The following is a 17,982-nucleotide window of genomic DNA, read 5'->3' as shown; positions in this document are numbered from 1 at the left end:
CCAGCGCAAAATAGAGATCAAACCACAGCGCCGAGGCCGACCAGAACGTCGCAAGCCCGACCGGCTTCTCCGGGGCTGGAAAGAGATTGCCGGCAAATACATACCAAAACGCCATCGCCAACGCCGTCCAAAGAATTGACGACGCAAAGAACAACTTTGGTCGAGGGAAGAATGAAACGAACATGCTCGCTGTCCTTTATCGATTTAGAACTTCAGCTCAGAAGATGAACTCGCCGCGGTTTCGCTAACTGTTCCTGACTTCCGGTCACCCGCCAGTCGCGTCGCACGCGCGATGCCTGAAAGGCCCCGGTCTAGCCGGGGCCTTCGATTCACCAGTCCGACTTCAGATCAATATTTGAGCAGAATCGGGCCGCCGAACTTATAGTTGAGCCGCGCAGTCACAAGATCGAAATCCTGGCGGATGCGGTCGCCGCCCAGCGAACCAGCAGCCACGACAAAGTTCACGTCGGCATCCCGCATGAACAAGTGGTCGTACTCGACGCTTACCGACCAGTTCGGCGCGAAACCGACTTCGATCCCGGCGCCCACAGTAGCACCCCAAGGGCTGCTATCAGCGCCCGCGAACTGCGCGCCCGTGACTGCGGAGTTGACTCGATACGTGTTGCTCGCCACTGCGACGCCGCCCTTGGCGTAAAACAGTACGGTGTCGAGCGCATAACCGATCTGCCCAGTCATCGTACCGAACGCACCAATCTTGCTCTGGTCGACATCGCCGAACGCAATGCTGACGTTGGATCCGCTCAGATCAGCCCAGTTCCCCTGACCTTCAACGCCCAGCACGATCTGGCCGATCTGCCATCGATAGCCGATCTGCCCGCCGACGGTAATGCCGGTCGCATCATGACAGCCCTCAGGGGTGCGACCATTGTAGTCCCAGCAATTCGAGCTTGAGCCCAAGCCGCCGTTCACACCGACGTAGAGGCCGCTCCAGTCGTAAATTGCAGCCGCGACAGGCGGCGGAGCTTTGGAGTAGAGAGGTTGGACGGGCTGCGCAGCCAGGTCTGCACCGGATGCGGACGCAATTGCGCCAAGCGCCACAATGCTCACAGTCGTAAGCAAGAAGTTCTTCATTTCTACTCTCATGTCTTGAGTGCCCCGAGCCTCATGCGTCTTAACAACGTGCGCGCGAATTGCTGTAGCTGCGTCACAACATTCGTGCCGAAAGAAATGCGTGAACCGGACGCTGCGTTAGGTTCTGCGTTGCAGATCATTCCCAAGTGTCCCCTTACGGAGGCCACCATGGGCGGAGCGCCACATCGGCATGCGTTTCTTGGAATCCCGGGCCCACCTTGATATCCCGCATTCCAAGTTCGGCGGAGACATCGAGCAGTTTGCTGACGGAATTTGTCGGATTCCATTCGCTTCTCGTCAGTCCTGTACCAATCGAGCAGAAATTCAATCTTCAGATATTTGATGCCATTGTCTTGAAGAATGCGTCTCATTTCCGCAAAACCAATCTTGCTTTGCGCGACCATCGTGTCTTCGTAGTGAAGACCGAACCCGTTGAACCCCGCGCGCGCTGCCCCTTCGACCCTGCCTTTGAATTGGAATGGAGTGACCTCAGCAGGCCCCCAGCGGGTAAACGTGCCCCGAAAGCGCGAAATACGAGATCAGAAGCTCTACGTCATTAGCCACGGCACTATCCTCGCGCGTTCAAGCGGTGAAGTAAGGTATGGCAGCCCACAGGCCACCGGTTGCCATTCTGATATCATGGCACTCGCTGACATAAAGTGGGCGCCCCACGAAACAGTTTTGCCTATTGGAGGCCCGGACCAACTTCGAAAATGGCCGCGCGGCCCTTCATTCGATTGGCGGCGCATCCGGCGCAATGTTGTTGTCGACACGGCACGCGGCATAAAGAGCGCTAGCCGATGCGCGGTCTCGAACGTAAGCGGCATTTCCGCGACGATATCCATCCTCTTTGAGCGACGGTGAATGACGATCGCTCGATCGTGCTGATCCGCATTCCAGAAAACAACATAAAGATTGTACCTTCTAATGAATCCGACAAACGTGCCTTTGATGTTTTCAGACCCAAGGACGAGGCCGCCGGCCGCCTTCGATTGGGCCGGCTCCTGGACCGTCTTGACCATCTCGTCGAAAATGATCGCGCTCGGTTCCGCCCTCTTCCATGATTTTTTATCCGGAGTGGCAAGAGCACCGAGCGTTGGCGCGCAGCTCGGAAACCATCCGCCTCGCTGCCGTCAGCCAGATGGAGCATGGGGCAATGGAGACGGTGCCGCCATTTGAGAAGAGCCGCGAAATGCGATCGCGCAAGTTCGCCACGGCAGCGCCGCCGGGATAGCCGCGCCAGTCGCCAATCGGCCCGTCATCCTTGACGTGGGTTTCGCTGTGGTCGCTGTGACCAAAGCGGCCGACGAAGTCCGATTTATTTTCGTTCTTCGCCGGCTTCTGATTCATTCGGCTGGACTGTGCAATTGAGCCACCCCGGGTTTGCCGCAGCCCATTTGCTTTAACTTACGCCGCCATGATGACTTGAATTCGTTGGAGCGCTGCAAGGCAAACGCGTGAATGAGGCGGCAGATTTATCTATGCCCTTCCATAGCGAGCCGCAGCGACTTCGGGATGCGCTGCGCCTTTCCAGCTGAGATAAACGCTACCCGCACACGTGCTGTGACCAGGAGATCGTCGCCACGCCTGCATTCCTGCAGCAAGGCAATCGACGCGCCCCTCACCTCTTGCGGGACTGTGACGACGTCAAGAATGTCATCCAAGACCGCCGGTTTTAGAAAATCGATCGTCATCGAGCGCACAACGAAGGCAACACCGGGCGCATCGTTCTTGGCTTCTTTGAGTAATGCTTGCTGATTCGTTCCGAGCAGGCGCAAGTAGTTCGTTCTGCCGCGTTCCATGAAGCGCAAGAAATTTGCGTGATAAACAATCTGGCCGGAGTCGGTATCTTCGAAATAGACCCGGATCTGCATATGATGGCGGCCGTCGCGAATTTCGCCATCAAGAGAGGCTCTCACGGTGTGGTCCCCTTGCTGCCCTTTTGGGACCCATTGTCTCGCACAAAGGCGCGTTCCAGAGCAAGCGCCGAGGGGCTTTGGCTTTGTTCGCGCAGTCGGAGCTCCGGCGCACCGCCGCGTGCGTGCTGCGCGTGCCCTCAACAGATCAACAACTTAGTAGCTCGGCCTGATCTTCGGGGTGATGACGAACTGCCCTTTTGGCCTGCGATTTGCCTGCCGGTGTGGCGCTGGCACGTCAGTGTTGGATACTAGGGAGGTCCGCTTGGATACTAGAGAGGTCCGCTTGGATACTAGAGAGGTCCGCCAGAACTTAGCGGTATTCACGATGGCTGCTGGAGCTCGGGTCGATCAAGAAGCTACTTGTAAGAGGATTGGCGGATGCGAAACAATCGACGATCACACGGACTGTGGGTGCTGACTGCGCCACCAGCGCCACAAACTGCTCCACTTACTGATGAAATTGCAGCGGATATCGTCGTGATTGGCGGTGGATATACCGGACTGTCGGCGGCCCTTCATCTAGCTGAAGGTGGAGCGCGTGTTGCGCTTTTGGAGGCGTCTGAAATAGGATTCGGCGGGTCCGGGCGGAACGTCGGACTCGTGAATGCGGGCATGTGGCTCATGCCTGAGTCGCTTCCGGCCGCGCTCCGCGCGCCTTTTGGAGAACGGTTACTTGAACAGCTCGGCCGCGGACCGCAGACGGTATTCGAGCTCATCGAAAAGCACCACATCGAATGTGAAGTCGAACGTGCCGGCACCTTGCATTGTGCGGTCGGACGTAAGGGCTTGGAGGAGGTTGAGGCCCGTGCCGAACAGTGGCAGAAGCGTGGAGCGCCCGTCCTGGTGCTAAATGCGGAGGCAACACGCAGCAAAGTAGGCGGTGGCGACTACACCGGCGCGCTGCTCGATAAGCGCGCCGGCACCATACAGCCATTGGCTTATGTGCGAGGGTTAGCGCGGGCCGCGCTTGCGATGGGAGCCAGGATATTTACGCATAGTGAGGCCGTCATGGCGCAACAGAATGGTTTCCGCTGGAGAGTCGGCACCGAAAGCGGATCTGTAGAGGCCGACTGGGTGGTCGTCGCGACGGATGCTTATAGCAAGGGACTTTGGTCTGAGGTACGGCAGGAACAGATTCAACTGCCCTATTTCAACTTTGGCACGCCATGTCTGCCCGATGATCTGAGAAAGTCGATCCTGCCTGAGCGGCAGGGTGTGTGGGACACTCGAGAAGTCCTCTCTTCGTTTCGTCTCGATCGCTCCGGGCGACTCGTGTTTGGCAGTGTTGGTGCGCTTGAGGGGATTGGGCGATCTATTCACCGTGCTTGGGCCCAAAGATCGTTGCACAAGCTTTTTCCAGGACTTCGGGGCGTCCAGTTTGAAACCGGCTGGTTTGGCATGATTGGAATGACCTCCGACAACTTGCCCCGGCTTCACAAGCTGGACCGCAAAGTCATCGGTTTCAGTGGCTATAACGGCCGCGGAATCGCACCAGGCACTGTGTTTGGCAGTGTTTTGGCTTCGTATGTATTGGGGCAGATCGCGGAGAACGACCTGCCGTTGCCGGTCACCGCCGTTGAAGCCCAGCGCTTTCGTGCAGCGCAGGAGGCGTTTTATACGGCGGGCTCCCAGCTTGTTCACCTGATGGATTCCTGGTTCTGATCACCCCAGCAACCCGGTTGGCTTCACAAGCTGCCCTCGCTCGAAGCATGCCGGTCCTCGTGATGTTGTTATGATGTGTTCAAGGGCGCCGTCATGGAACTTAGCATACCTCGGGTAGACAATCGGATGGTGAAAACGACGAGCTTGCGACGGGTGACGTTCATGACTCGAGCTGTCGGTTCTCCGCCGAATGCCAGTCCGCACCGTGGAGGCGGATCATCTCCCCGACGGATCGCTCGATGAAGACGCGCTCAACGCAAAAGCCGGCAGTGACCGAAGCCGCACTTTAAAAGGGTTTCTCGATATCGCGAGACACCAGCGCGAAGGCCCACCCCAAACTGGAAGCGCTCATCAGTTGCCGTCACGGCGGTCGAAAGGGAAGCGCCAGCCTGTGAGGCGAGTTCTGCGTCATTTCGTTTCGCTGAACCCGTCTGGAAACTCCCTTATGATGGACAGAGCAACTTCGCCTCCCTGCTTTATCCCGGCATCGTAGTGCTAGATGCCAGCGCGGCTTTCTGTTGGGGTGTCATAATTAATCCATGCGCCGAGCGCGTGCGGTGCGCGGCGAAATCTCTTCCGAATAATGAGGTTGTCCACAGGAAGCTGTGAATAGCCGGCATAAGGTTCCGCTATTTGCGGTTGCACGCCGGGAAACGTGTTCCACTGCTCGTAACGAATCGGGGAGAACCGCCAGCTTGCGACTGGCGGCCCCGATTGCCCGCGCAACGCTGCGGACTGGCCAAACGCCGATGTTAGCAGCAACAGCATTACATTCGGTAAGCCCCGAGAGGTCAAGTCCGGCTTTACTCTAGTGACAGAAGTCGAATGGCTACCTATAAGAACGCCAACTACCTACCGCGATCTAACAGCGACTGTTTCGATCAGGATCAGGGGCCGGGAGTCGCGGCTCCCTTTGCCGCTCTCTACCGATGCACGGGCTGTCATCGCCAAATCGGAATTGCAGCAGGCCACACATTGCCTCCGCAAAGCAATGATGCGCATACGTCAGCACAAGCACCATTCGATGGCGTCTGATCGTATGGGCGGATCACAATCCGAAGTGAGCGACCGACAACAGCGGAAGTCCGGTTCAGCCGGGCTTCTACACTCTTGTTTGGAGATGCCCATTCAGGCGAGAGTACTTGGGAATGAGCTAGAAGTATTTCGCGGCCGGGTCTTCAGCATCTTCCACTTCCGGCATCATTACTTTCGATGCATCGGACAGCGAGCCGCCAATGGAATTCAGCATCATTCTGAGAAGATTCAGAGCTTTCGGAAACGTCTTCGCCTCCGATTTGCCGCGCAACCAGCCCACTTGCCATTGCCACTCGCGTCCGGTGGCTCCGGGTTGAACCATCGAAGGTCATCAGACAGCGTTCGCCGCGCCTCGCGCTCGTGCGGTTTGCCTAAGCATTTCGGCGGTTCGCCTAACGGACCCAAGCCGTTTGGCTCTTTGCGGCCCGAAAATCGTTTTGGATTCTTGCGAGTGCGGCCGGTCGCCCGGGCTTTGCTGAGAGGAACGCATGCGCGTGCCATTGAAATTCATTCCTTTATATAAATTGGGTATGGGGACTCCATTTGCAGCTGTGCGCGTGAACGACCCGGTCTGTGTTTGGGTTGGCCGTTCTGTGCCTTTCGAGATGCCCTACCCATGTGGAACCACGCGAGCGCGACAAAGATTGCAATCAGGTGCATGCTCCGAACAAACATCTTCTCGGAAGCAACGGCAATACGGGCAACGGCGATGAATGAAGTTACGATGCTCAACGCGGAGTTAGATCGCTGCAAGGCTGAGCTGAGGGACCTTAACGCGAAGATGAGCTCAATTTCTTGCACGCAGCCGGTGGACATGACCGCAGTCGAGGACGTGGCGAGGCGAATTCGCCAAATTGCCGAACGGGTCGAAGTCTTGACGCGCACCATCCTCCACGGTCCACAAGCCGGAACACAATAAGGCTGCCAGGAGCGCTGCCGGGCGGCCAGTTACAAAGTTAACCCGGCAGGGAGATGCCCAGGTTAGATCATATTTCTAAGCCTTGCGTGTTCTTGCAGCAGCTCAACTTCTTCTGTCTGAGCCCTGTTGCTTTCGTCAACTGTCGGCCACTTAATCTTGCGAAGCGATTCGCGATCACCGTAGGTCGCAGGAACGTGCGCTTTTAGATGACGTAACGTGCGCGACACGCGATGCAGCTTCTGCGCTGCTACGGTCGAAAATGTCTTAAGCGGGCAGATACTCTGGCGGGAATTGTGCGAGGGCTTTAGCCTCTTCGCCCTGCCCGTGCGTTGGATGTAACCGTTGACATAAGTGCGATGGCAAGGGCCGCGTCCCCAAGCCGGATGATGAGCGGACCTGAGGCGCATTCAGCGAAGCTCGAGTCTGCCAAGGACCGCGAGTGCTCGCCACGAAAGATCGCTTCGCGGTCCTCAAATCGCGTGTTGCTCAGGCAGTCGCCTGCCGAAGCCCGACTTCCCCATGCCAACCGGAGCGTCTTCAGCGCAAAGGCCCCGTCTCCATGGAGCGCCGCCCGCGAACACTTGCGAATGGCGCCTCCTTCATACTCAACATTTCGCGTTGTCGTGTTCAGCCGTATCCGGCTGAAGACGTTAATGTCGGAGACCAGACACTAACGCGCGAGTATTCCGTCGCCTGAGCCGAAGAACATGGTTTTGCCCTCTTCAAGCGGGGCTCGCAAATGGCTTTGGTGGCACGTGGATTGCTGGGACACCGAAAAGAGCCCGTACGATCATGACGGCCTCGCAGTCGCCGGCCCAGGAGTCCAAATGAAACTTGCTCGATTGATCGCGGGCGTCAATCATCTCCATTCTCGCCAGCATTTCAACTCATCTAGTGTGTCGATGCCCATGCCGTGGTAGTTCGGTGCTACTATACGTGGCGAACGACGGTGGCACCCGCACGGAATCTATGCTTAAGGTCAGATCATGAAACCGGTTCTCGTCTTCGATTGGAATGGAACGTTGCTCGATGATGCATACGCACTGCTCGAAACCACCAATGCAATTCTAGATCGCTTTGGTCGTACAACGATCGACATGAAGACGCTTCGGGAACATTGCGACGTTCCGCTGTCTCTTCTTTATCGCAGCCTCGGACTATCGCGAGACGAGCTTGCGACGGTGGATCGCGATGGGAGTGCAATGTTTCACGACGCCTATGAGGCTCTTGCGGGCAGAGCCGATCTACGCGAGGGCGCGCGCAGAGTCTTGGAGTTGGCGCGCCGAGAAGGGGCTTCGTCCATCATCGTGAGCAACCATATAGCCGACCCTCTGCGCTACCAATTGAGAAGACTTGGAATCAATGACTGCATCGACGATGTGCTCGCGTTCGAAAGCCGCGACACGCAATACAAATCGACAAGCAAAGGAGAGCGACTTCGTCTATACATGCAGAAGAACAACTTGAAACCAGCGTCAACTTTCATCATCGGCGATATGCCGATCGAAATGGATATTGCACGGAATCTCGGACTGATAAGTATAGCCATTACCGGGGGATTTGTTTCCGAGGCGCGCCTGCAAGCGGCGCATCCAGACTACACGATTAACAATCTTCATGAGCTGTTGCCAATCTTACGAAGCTACGGTTTTTTTTGGAATGCACAAATCATGATCGGCGAAGATCACCGCACAGCGTCTGTAAAACCTTGATCATGTCGTCCATGTTGAACGAGTTTATCTCGGCGATTCGAACTCCGCCTTCGACATCGCACGCGTCGCATGGCTCAACTCAGTCGCGAGTCCAGCATCTGCAATACCGAACCCGTAATCGGGTACCTGCCGCACTCGCGGCATTCCAGGCGCCTGTAGTCGTCACCGGTGGACTGCTCGAGGCTTGACGATGCCAGATCGAACAATAACCCATCTCTCACCCACACATTGCCGCTCTTACGACCTCAGCGATCCCAGATAGTCGAGCGTGTTGGCAAGCGTCACATTGTAGAATCGGAGAGCAACTTCACCCCGTGCGTCGAACGCTGACCCCAGCTATTCCATCGCAAGTCAGTACTGGTCTGGACGAAATCAGCAGTAGGCCGGGGTCATGGTTGGACGCTGACGGGGCCAGTTGGGCATCCGGAACTCCGCAACCGTAACAGCACCAGCGCTCGTGCCGCACGGTACGCCAAAGGCACCGGTTCGGTTTGACGCGCGGGTCGCGCTGTCGGATGGAGATGCGCTTCGCCGCTGCTGGCGGACATAGTCCAATTCGCTCCCACACCCCCTACCCAGGGGACCTGTTCCTGTGCGCCACAGGCGAGTCAACGACCTGACTTTCTGAGCCGCTGGGAGAACTCGGCGGCTGCTCCTCAAGATGCATGCGCTCGCGCGCGTTCGCGGGCTTCGCGGCGACGCTGGAAGCGCTCGCGTCAGCGGTTCGCTCGTTCCGAGGGCTGGGCACCGATGGCACCGGCCCGGCCGTTTCGACTGGGACCTTCTCCGTCGGCTCGTCTTGGCCTGGGCGCGCCTCCATGGTCTCGAGCACAACTCGCCCTCTCACCGTGATTCTCCAACCGCCGTTTTGGCGCTCAACGAGGCCGTCCGAAAAAATGTCCAGCCCGGGAACGCGCGCGGCCAGCCGTTTGGTGCGCTCGGCCCATTCCGGGCCGCTGGTCGCGAGGATTGCCATGTCCCGCTTGAGGTCCGCCATCACGGCAAATCCTTGGGGGTAACTCACCAGGATCTTCAAGACTGTGACCTGGAAGTTCACTCCGCACCTCGCCCGATCAACGCCACATGATCGACGCTCGGGCCAGGGCTTTACGCCCTATATGCCGCAGCAGCTTCGGCGTTGTTTCGTCGGTCTTTGCGGCTTCGACGATCTCGGAGGCCAAACCAGCGCCGCTCCCCTTGCGCGGAAGCGTCTGGCAGACCTCGTCAAGTACCGCTTGCGATAGAGCGGTCGTGGGGTGTTCAAACATGGACGCCTATCCTACCGTAAGTCTTTCGACCTTGGGATTCCCGCAGTTGAGGTAAACTCTGCCGCGTTGCGCACGAGGGCTCGCGCTCTACTGATGTACCGCGGTCTTGATTCTGATCGATGCGGACTCAAATTGGTAGGCCGAGCTGCAGCTCGGCCTACGGTTCGCCCTGGCGTGAAGACAAGAAGGCGGATCGGCTTTGGAGCGGGTATCTCGTTTGAAGGAAGACGAGCGACAAGTTTCGAGCTCGCAGCGGCTCGAAATCGGGACGCGTCCGGTCCTGCTACGCGTGATGATCTCGAGATCGTTGAACCTGCCCCTCAGTTTAACCGTCCGGCCCCGCGAACCTTTGTCCTCGCAGTGCATCCAGACCTTCTCGATGAGCGGCTGTGCCTTCCTGACAACGGGGGGGACGCCGGGGTGTCGACACCCAGTCAAGGCGATGCCGGTGATCTTGACGACGCGGCGCCGCGTGCAACCGCCCGCAACTGACTGGAAAGCGCACACAGCAAATATCAGTCTCCTCACACCGGCGTCGGACTTGAACGCTTCCCCGATGGTAGCAAGCGGACTTTCTACGTGGCCACCCCGCGCCGCAACAATGTGACGAATTCATTTGCATATCCGTCATGTGCAGCGACGCTGCCTGCATCAGCCGAGCGACTCGGTCGTAAGCTCGTCGTGCAGCAGATGTTCGCGATTGTGGTCAGACGGCGAACCAATAGATCCGTCGCCTACCATCGACCGAGCGGTGAATGGAGGCTTCCCTTGGCTGGAGATCCAGTGCGCACGCTGCAAGACGCCGAGCGACGTTGACCTCGCGGCGATGAAGCATCCGCCGACCACCTTCGTGCACGATCTCGCCAGCCGGCTGCGCTGCCGCAAATGCGCCAAGGCGGGCCGGCGTCCCTCCGCGACTCTGCTACAATTAGGCTGGGACCCGCGCCACCCTCGGACCGAAGCCTGACCGATGTGCTGGTGTGGACGGCCTCTCATCCCCACGGTTCTATGGCGCTGTCAGCGTCACAGCTAGATGAGAGGAAAGTCTGATGAATCTTCCTGTTCGCATCGGTATGGACACTTCCAAGTCGGTTTTCCAGCTTCATGGTGTTGATGAGAACGAGGTGGTGGTGGTCCGCCGCCAGTTCCGGCGAGCCGAGATGATCCGCTACTTCGAGCGGCTTCCACCGGTTCTCGTCGCCATCGAGTCCTGCGGCAGCTCGCATCATTGGGCGCGCCTGCTGCAGTCGTTCGGTCACGAGGTGAAGCTGATCCCACCTCAGTACGTGAAGGCTTACGTGAAGCGGGGCAAGAACGACGCGGCCGATGCCGAAGCGCTGTGCGAGGCGGTCACCCGGCCGAGTATGCGGTTTGTACCGGTCAAATCGAAGGAACGCCAAGCGGCCTGCATGTTAATGACTGTGCGGGAACGCCTGGTCAGCGTGAAGTCGCAGCTTTCCAATGCTTTCAGGAGCTATGCGGCTGAGTTTGGCATCGTCGGCCCCGCCGGTCGGCAGAATGTCGCGCAACTTATCAAGCGGGTGCTCGAGGATGATAGCTTACCGGAAATGGCAAAGGATCTCTTCCGACTCCAAGCAGAGGAATATGCCACGGTCGAAGCCCGCCTGGCAAAGATCGAAGCCAAGCTAATGAGGTGGCACCGCGACGATGATGTCAGCAGGCGGATCGCGACGATTCCCGGCGTCGGTCCGATTGGGTCGTCCATGCTAAGCATGAAGGCGCCGCCGCCGGAGACGTTCAGGTCAGGCCGCGACTTTGCCGCTTGGCTCGGACTGACACCCAAGGATCATTCGACGGGCGGCCGGCAAAGATATGGCGGAATCACAAAGGCCGGAGACTCAATGCTCCGATCGACGTTGATTGTCGGCGCGACCGCGCTGCTAAGGCACATTCGAAAGGGCCGTCATAAGCCCACACCCTGGCTTGCATCGCTACTGGAGCGAAAGCCGCCGAAATTGGTGGCGGTGGCCTTGGCCAACAAGTTCGCCCGTATCGCTTGGCGATTGATGATATCGGGCGGAGTATACAACCGACCGGTAGCCGCCATGCCCGTCTGATCTGAAATCGGCACCGCGAGCGAGTTGCTCGGCGGATAGCCCACGAACTTGCAGGACGCAGTAGATGGAAGGACCGATCGGTCGATACGCGCGAGCTTCCGTAGATTACACTGGCATCATCAAGGTCGCCTATGTGCTTGGAGCGTGCGTAGCGAACACCATCTTGGCCAGCGGACTTTGTCCGCGCAAACAGGCCGGACATCTGATAGCAAGCGATCAGGTCAAAAGTCTGCTACCATCCTGACAAGTGGGGGGCCGTCCACATCTGCAATCTCTATTCGATCACGACAAACCAAGCCGCAATCAGCGCGTTGTTCCGCGTCGTGAACCGATACGTCGGCAATCTGGCGCCGATGCCCGGGGTTTTTCCCGATTACAAGGCACCGATCGTGCGCAACGGAGCCGAGGGCCGCGAACTCGCCACGGCGCGCTGGGGAATGCCGTCGTCGTCAAAAGCGCTGATGGACGCCACCAAGAAACGAGCCGAGAAGCTGCAGGCCAAGGGCAAGACCGTCGATTTCAAGGAACTGCTACGGATGGAGCCGGACGTCGGCACGACGAACATCCGCAACGTGAAGAGCAAGCACTGGACGAGATGGCTGGGACCTGAAAACCGCTGCGTGGTGCCGTTCAACTCCTTCAGCGAGTTCAACAAGGCCGAGGGCGGTGATATCTGGTTCGCACTCGATGAAACGCGTCCCCTCGCCTGCTTCGCCGGCATCTGGACCAACTGGACGTCCGTTCGGAAGGTCAAGGAAGGCGAGACGACCAACGACATCTTCGCGTTCCTCACGACAGAGCCGAATGCAGAGATCGGCGCCATCCATCCGAAGGCGATGCCGGTGATCCTGACGACGCCGGACGAAGTGGAGACCTGGATGGCGGCTCCTCCAGACGAGGCCTTGAAGCTGCAGCGGCCGCTTTTGGACGGGTCGCTCAAAATCGTCGCCCGCGGCGTCAAGGAAGATCCGGTCGGGTTTGCGCCGTGACCATGTAACCCGAACGGTTGACCTGCTCCCAGATTTGCTCTTGGCGCGCATGATCGGCAGTCACCGAGAACGCCATGAGTTGCTCGAGCGTCATGCCGTCCTCGGCATAGATCTCGTGCAGCGTGTTTGAAACCGAGGCCAGTCGAAGTCGCTGCTTCACGACAACCGGCGCCACGAAGTGCCTGGCAGCAATCTCTTCTTCGCTCATGCCACCCCGGTGAGCCCGATGCGGCGGAAGGCGCACGGGCGCAAGCGGAAGAAGCCGCCAAGGCTTGAGCTCGTGGATCTAGATTTCCTCGCGCGCATGCGTCCGCGCCTCATAGATCCTGATCTGAAGCATGGGAAAACGCCTCTTGAGTTCTTCTCCACCAGCTCTTGCGCCCTCTCTGGTTGCAAATTCGCACTTGAGTCGGCCGTCCACTTCAAGCGTATAAGCAGAAACCGGCAGTTCACGGATGGCTGCAACAATTTCATTCCCAATGTGCAGTGAGGCGGTTGGGAATGAAGGGGTAGCGTGAGTCGCCCAAACTGCGCTAGGCCCGAATGCCAAAGGCGGTGATTGGCTATCACACTTGTGGATTGACTAGACGGGGTTGGTCGCTTTCGCCCAAGGCCCGATGCCTTCCACGATGTCGTGATCGAGAAACGTCCTATCACGTCTCTCCAGGGTCTTGTCCATCGCGCGCTTTAATTCCGCTCGGTTGAGCTGCACATGTGCGAGTTTAAGGGCAAAGAAGCCGTCACTGCTGGCTTGTCCTTGCGCGCCATCACGCATCCAAGTCCAGGCCCGCGCGTCCGCCGAGCGCAGAAACAGGACCCAAGCGGCATAAGCCTCCACCTCATCCTGAGCTGCGAGATAAATCTGCCACCAATGATGGGCGCAGGCTTCACGCCAGCGCAGTCGCGCGGCCTTGGCGCGCAGATCGGCACTATCCGTGCGCATCTGGCCTTCGGGCCAGGCGTCCGGGACAGGGAGCGCATAACCGGTGCCGAGCCCGTTCAGGAGGGCGCCACGTCGCTGCCGCCAAGCCAGCGACGAGGCATGATCTGCAGCCGCAATATCGGCGATCCAGGCGGCCTTGCCATTGTACGACGCCGCCAAAGCGACATCGAAGAGATTTTGATCTGAATGGCAGCACGGCAGGCTTACAAGTTCGTCCCGAAGCGCGGCGACGGGCGCCGAATCGGGAACGCGAAACACGACATGCAGTATCTCGTCCACACCAGCCGGACCGATGTAGCGTGTTGTCACGGTCCTGCGCAGTGCGCGCCACAACGCGACACCGCGCGTGGGATCTTTAATGAGCAGCGCCTCACACAGCGCAAGGAACGCAGTCTCCGCAAGGCGCACGCGTCTGCGGAAATCCGTATCGATGTCGTCCGAGCCTTCCAGCCAGCGATCGATCATGTCGGATGCATGCTGGATCACAGGAACCAGATCGACGGCATCAATATTGGTGAGATAGAGGCTCGCTCCTGATTGCCTTGCTTCCTCGATGCGGGCTGTTGCGGTCTCTACCGCACGTTGGTGAGCCTTGATGCGCGCATCGGCATCGAGCGCAGCGCGGATCGCTGCTGGGCTACTTCGGTCCTGCGGATCTGGCCTCAGCTGCACGGAAACGAAGAACGGTGTGAATCTCTTCTCCGTCCGGTCGACCGTGAGTGTCGAACCCGGGTCCGGTTCTGCGATTTTATTGGCGGCAAGCACGTGACCGAAGATCTCGGCAGCAAGCTGCACCTCAGTGGGATCGGCGCCGCGGACGCGAGCCGCTTCCAGCAGGCGCCACGGCGCAAGCCGCGGCCCCAACTGGTCAAAGGGCAGAGCCGATTCGGCCCTGATAAGTGCGCCAGTGCCATAGTGGTTGACCCAGACATCAGCCGACGGGCTCCAGGCCCAGGCCTTTGCGGCAAGATATCGCCCAAACCGAGCGGCATCGGCCAGCGTCAGCATGCGAAACAGCACGCCTTCCAGCTCATGATCGGGCTGGTCGATCAAACTTATCAGCCACGACCAAGCGCTGTCGCTAAAGCCGCCCGGGTGAACCGACAAGAGTACGACGAGATCACGCCGCTGCTTGGCAGGCGCCGCGCCGTACCGCGCAATCAGGGTGTCAACGTCCGCCGAGGACGGAGTTCGCATGACCACGGCAAAATCGGCAGGAATGAATCTGAGATCGGCCGCAATGAGCCTATCGTACTGAGGTTGTACATCATCAAGGGACTGCAGTTCAATCTTGAGCAGCTCGCTGGCCGCGATCGCATCATTATTCTCGTCTGTCTCGTGCGCGCTCAGGCGCAAGGCCTGAGCTGCCTGCGCCTCCGCCGTCCCCGCCAGGATGAAAGCCTCGGTGACGTGAATGGCGCTCCAATAGCGTGACTCCGCCGGACAGGACGCGAAGCTTTCCATTTTGCGGCGTAGCAAATCGGCGAGAGCGTCCGGAGCGCATCGCGCGAGTGCCGGTTGGAGTTGTTCGAAGAACAATTCTTCCGGCATACGTCCCATCTGGCGGTGGAGCTTCGCCACGTCGAAGCCGGCAGCGGCGGAACGCAATTCCTCGACGAATCCGGTTGGCGGCTGAAAGGTTGGATCAAGCCACAGCTCGCCCGTACGCTGCAACCGGGTATGGAGAGGCCGCTCCTTGTCCTCAAGTGCAACATGCGCGTGCCGGCGTTCAAGCGCAAAGAAACTCCGGCTCGGGTTCGGCAAGTAGTCTTTCTCGTAGGTGTAGTGCCGGTCGATGTCCGGGTCGAGACTAGCGGCGCATTCCTCGTCAGCTTCCCGTCCGCTGAGCCAGAGCAGGAGCGCAGCGGCCCGTGCAGGAAGCTGCGGATGAATGCCGGATTCGGGCACGCGCGAGCGGATATCTCCGGACAGGCCGCGCAGGGCAACAGCTGTGGGTTCGGGATCGAGCTCATTCAAGTAGCAAAGCCATTTCAGGCCCTGCCAGCCATCGGCGTGTCCGCGAACCGCCGAAGCAACCGCGATGGTTTCGAAACACGGCATGATCTTAGATAGAGGGAACCCTTCGAGAATCGAAGGCGCCGCGGCCTGCAGCCTGCCATCGTCGCGGTCGACGAGACGAAGCGTAACGCCCAGCACCGTCAATGGCCCGGATGAATCGATCCCGACACGGCCGCGGTAACGCTCCGCACGACGCCGCTCGAAATCGGCGTTTGCGTCCGGCCTGTTGTCAATTTCGCGCGATACGATCAAGAACCAGGCACGGACCCGCGCCACGATCGCGGTCAATTGCGCGCCTTCGGTTCGCGGGATGGCACGAAGCGCGTTGACCGCCCACATTCGCGCGGATGCCTGTGCGTGCGCGTCCGACTGTTCCACGGTATCGAGAAGGGCGTCTGGAATGCTCGGTGCCAGGCTCGCAAGCTCTCGGCGGTGGCTATCGGTGACGTTCTGGGTTTGCAGCCACGCCGTGACAAGAACACCTCCGATGCGCGTTGTGAACGGGCCTCCCCGTTCGACAAGGATCGAGACGGCCGCGCGGAGAATTTCTGCGCGCTGATCAAGGCCGGCGATCGGATCCAGCCATTGCGTGACCTCAGCTTCGGCCGCAGCGAAGGTCGCACCATCCATTGCATCGAAATGTGCAAGCAGCGCGGCCCCGAGCGCGTGAGCTACGACGGTCGGACTGAGCTGCATTGCGCCCGAGGGTCCCGGCCGTGCAAAGCGACCGTCAATGATGTCGCTCAGCCGGGCATACACCTCCCGCTCGGAGAGATCGGGCCGGCTTGCCGTTTCGCCGAGGCTCTTGAGCGAGAATTCCTGAATACCGCTGCGGGAGCGTCCGGCGACTTCAGCAAGCCATGCACGCCACTCATTTTCGCTGAAGGATTTGCCGGCGCGATCACCGAAGGTGTCGCGCCCATATTCCCACAACAGCCGATGGACGGTGACCTGGCCTGCCTCTACGAGCCGATCGCGAAAGCGGATGACAAGCTTGAACAAGCGCGGGGTGCGGGCAAGTTCGATGAGGTCGGGATGTAAATCTGTCTGAGCAAGTTTCTCGAAAGCGAGCATCTGGTCGAGCTCGCCGCCTGAAGCAGTATCATAGACGTCGACGGCGACGGGCGCTGCCGCAACGACAAGCCCGCGAAGACCCGAGAGCTTGTCTTCAAAATGATATCTGCGCGTGCTGATGATCACGCGTACCCGCCCCTCGAAGGCCACGCCCTGGATGGCCTTGAGGAGCGTCAGCCAAGGAACCGAGGGCTCCTGATTGAGGCCGTCGAACAGCACGGTAAGAACGGGCCCCTCTTCCCTCGGCCGTTTGAGCAGATAGGCAAGCCGACGCAACCAATGCTCGGGATCGCGCGTTCCGGTAAGCTCGCAGAGCCGCTCGGCCAAAAAACGCTTGATGGTCGATTCCGATATCCCGGTCAGACCGGCAAGCGCGGAGGAGGGAACGGTGAGGACAATCGGCTGTTCGCGCACCCGGTCGGTCAGCCAATCGAGCGCGGCCCACGTCTTTCCGACGCCGTCCCACCCGATAATCGCCGCCGGCGCGTCGCTAAAGGCAGCACCCCGCCACCAGGCATCCAGCGCATCATGAACCCGCTGGCGCCGAACCCTCTTTTGCTGAGCACCTCCTGCTGCATCCTGCCCCAGTTCGGCGTTCGAAACGCGATGCGAGGTCCAGATGTCCCGCAGCTTGCGGTGCGATTCGGATCGCAGGCTTTCGAAGCCCAGGGACCAGACCTGCAGATTTCGGCGCAGGCTAGCGATGGCCTCACCCATGGCAAGTTGCAGGTGACGTGCATGATTGCCAGCTTCTTGGGAGAACTCGGCTGGCACGAGATCCGGGCCAAATGCGCACAAGGCAGCGAGCGGCGCGGGCTCATGGTCCTTCCAGTCGATGACGATAACGGGAATGCCAAGCCGTTCGCCCTTTTGCACCAGGTCCTGGGCGAGCTGCTCGGGAACGCTGCGCGTCGCAATCAGGACCCATGCTTCCAGCGCCTCGTCGCGTGCCAGCGCGTGATCGATTTCGCCAAGGAGTTCGCGATCGCTCAGGCTGGTGTCGTCGCCATATTTCTTGCACTCCAAGCGGAACCGGCGATCCTGCTGGCCGACCGCGCCCGCATCGCCACCATGTTGAAAACCTGACTTGGCCACCGCAATCGAAATGCCGAGCAACCGGCCCACAAGTCCGGCCGCGAGATTTTCCAACTTGTGCGCGTTCTTCTCGGCCTGAAACGCAGATTTCAGTTGGCTCTGATGGGAAAGCTCTTCGGGGGTGAGTGGCATGAGTGATCGGTTGCAACGAATGGGACTTGCGAGACGCGTACTTGG

General features: G+C 59.3%; 13 protein-coding genes and 3 pseudogenes. 6 read left to right on the top strand and 10 right to left on the bottom strand.

Annotated elements, in window-relative coordinates; translation table 11 throughout:
• Together AC0L3J_RS35420 and AC0L3J_RS35415 are read right to left on the bottom strand one after the other, a co-directional pair.
• Positions 1-184 (bottom strand): annotated as a pseudogene (locus AC0L3J_RS35420) (peptide transporter); the annotation flags it as partial.
• 164 nt (positions 185-348) lie between these two features.
• A complete protein-coding gene (locus AC0L3J_RS35415) occupies positions 349-1,092 on the bottom strand; it encodes an outer membrane protein (RefSeq protein WP_035974413.1) in 744 nt (247 codons plus the stop codon).
• Positions 1,093-1,952: 860 nt separating this feature from the next.
• On the opposite strand from AC0L3J_RS35415, the gene AC0L3J_RS35410 reads away from it, so the two are divergent.
• Positions 1,953-2,156, top strand: a complete 204-nt coding sequence (locus AC0L3J_RS35410) for a hypothetical protein (RefSeq protein ID WP_219683517.1) — start codon at positions 1,953-1,955, stop codon at positions 2,154-2,156.
• 4 nt (positions 2,157-2,160) lie between these two features.
• On the opposite strand, the gene AC0L3J_RS35405 is transcribed toward AC0L3J_RS35410, so the two are convergent.
• Both AC0L3J_RS35405 and ybgC read right to left on the bottom strand, forming a co-directional pair.
• Positions 2,161-2,442 carry a hypothetical protein gene (locus tag AC0L3J_RS35405; RefSeq protein WP_085348290.1) on the bottom strand — a complete coding sequence of 94 codons (282 nt, stop codon included), beginning with the start codon at positions 2,440-2,442 and terminating at the stop codon, positions 2,161-2,163.
• A 125-nt stretch (positions 2,443-2,567) separates the two neighbouring features.
• Complete coding sequence (ybgC, locus tag AC0L3J_RS35400) at positions 2,568-3,011, bottom strand: tol-pal system-associated acyl-CoA thioesterase (protein ID WP_007596415.1); 444 nt, start codon at positions 3,009-3,011, stop codon at positions 2,568-2,570.
• A gap of 378 nt (positions 3,012-3,389) precedes the next feature.
• Here ybgC and AC0L3J_RS35395 point away from each other — a divergent pair, with 378 nt between their 5' ends.
• Complete coding sequence (locus AC0L3J_RS35395; RefSeq protein WP_007614421.1) at positions 3,390-4,673, top strand: NAD(P)/FAD-dependent oxidoreductase; 1,284 nt, start codon at positions 3,390-3,392, stop codon at positions 4,671-4,673.
• Between the two features lie 1,153 nt (positions 4,674-5,826).
• Here the strand turns inward: AC0L3J_RS35395 and AC0L3J_RS35390 are convergent.
• Entirely contained in the window at positions 5,827-6,030 is a 204-nt protein-coding gene (locus tag AC0L3J_RS35390; RefSeq protein ID WP_473350162.1) for a hypothetical protein, read from the bottom strand.
• Positions 6,031-7,613: 1,583 nt separating this feature from the next.
• On the opposite strand from AC0L3J_RS35390, the gene AC0L3J_RS35385 reads away from it, so the two are divergent.
• Positions 7,614-8,339 (top strand): HAD family hydrolase, encoded by a 726-nt coding sequence (locus AC0L3J_RS35385; protein ID WP_473350161.1) that lies wholly within the window; start codon positions 7,614-7,616, stop codon positions 8,337-8,339.
• Positions 8,340-8,910: 571 nt separating this feature from the next.
• On the opposite strand, the gene AC0L3J_RS35380 is transcribed toward AC0L3J_RS35385, so the two are convergent.
• From AC0L3J_RS35380 to AC0L3J_RS35370, 3 genes are all read right to left on the bottom strand, one after another.
• Positions 8,911-9,396, bottom strand: a complete 486-nt coding sequence (locus tag AC0L3J_RS35380) for a hypothetical protein (protein WP_473350160.1) — start codon at positions 9,394-9,396, stop codon at positions 8,911-8,913.
• A 16-nt stretch (positions 9,397-9,412) separates the two neighbouring features.
• Positions 9,413-9,607, bottom strand: coding sequence for a hypothetical protein (locus AC0L3J_RS35375; protein ID WP_007596423.1), 195 nt, complete (start codon positions 9,605-9,607; stop codon positions 9,413-9,415).
• A gap of 87 nt (positions 9,608-9,694) precedes the next feature.
• Complete coding sequence (locus AC0L3J_RS35370; RefSeq protein WP_425304747.1) at positions 9,695-10,114, bottom strand: DinB/UmuC family translesion DNA polymerase; 420 nt, start codon at positions 10,112-10,114, stop codon at positions 9,695-9,697.
• A gap of 190 nt (positions 10,115-10,304) precedes the next feature.
• On the opposite strand from AC0L3J_RS35370, the pseudogene AC0L3J_RS35365 reads away from it, so the two are divergent.
• The 3 genes and pseudogenes from AC0L3J_RS35365 to AC0L3J_RS35355 all read left to right on the top strand — a co-directional run.
• Positions 10,305-10,574 (top strand): annotated as a pseudogene (locus AC0L3J_RS35365) (hypothetical protein); the annotation flags it as partial.
• Positions 10,575-10,656: 82 nt separating this feature from the next.
• Entirely contained in the window at positions 10,657-11,685 is a 1,029-nt protein-coding gene (locus tag AC0L3J_RS35360; protein ID WP_007600253.1) for an IS110 family RNA-guided transposase, read from the top strand.
• Positions 11,686-11,948: 263 nt separating this feature from the next.
• The gene (locus AC0L3J_RS35355; protein ID WP_473350163.1) at positions 11,949-12,674 is read left to right on the top strand and encodes an SOS response-associated peptidase; all 726 of its coding nucleotides are present in this window, start codon (positions 11,949-11,951) and stop codon (positions 12,672-12,674) included.
• On the opposite strand, the pseudogene AC0L3J_RS35350 reads toward AC0L3J_RS35355, so the two are convergent.
• Positions 12,658-12,882: pseudogene (locus AC0L3J_RS35350) on the bottom strand (DNA-binding protein); the annotation flags it as partial. The gene AC0L3J_RS35355 and the pseudogene AC0L3J_RS35350 overlap by 17 nt on opposite strands.
• Before the next feature lie 375 nt (positions 12,883-13,257).
• Complete coding sequence (locus AC0L3J_RS35345) at positions 13,258-17,937, bottom strand: hypothetical protein (protein WP_473350159.1); 4,680 nt, start codon at positions 17,935-17,937, stop codon at positions 13,258-13,260.
• Positions 17,938-17,982 lie beyond the last annotated feature (45 nt).

The organism is Bradyrhizobium sp. Kon37 (genome assembly GCF_055807535.1).
Note: the sequence above shows the minus strand (reverse complement) of the source record. Positions and strands in the feature narration are given on the sequence as shown.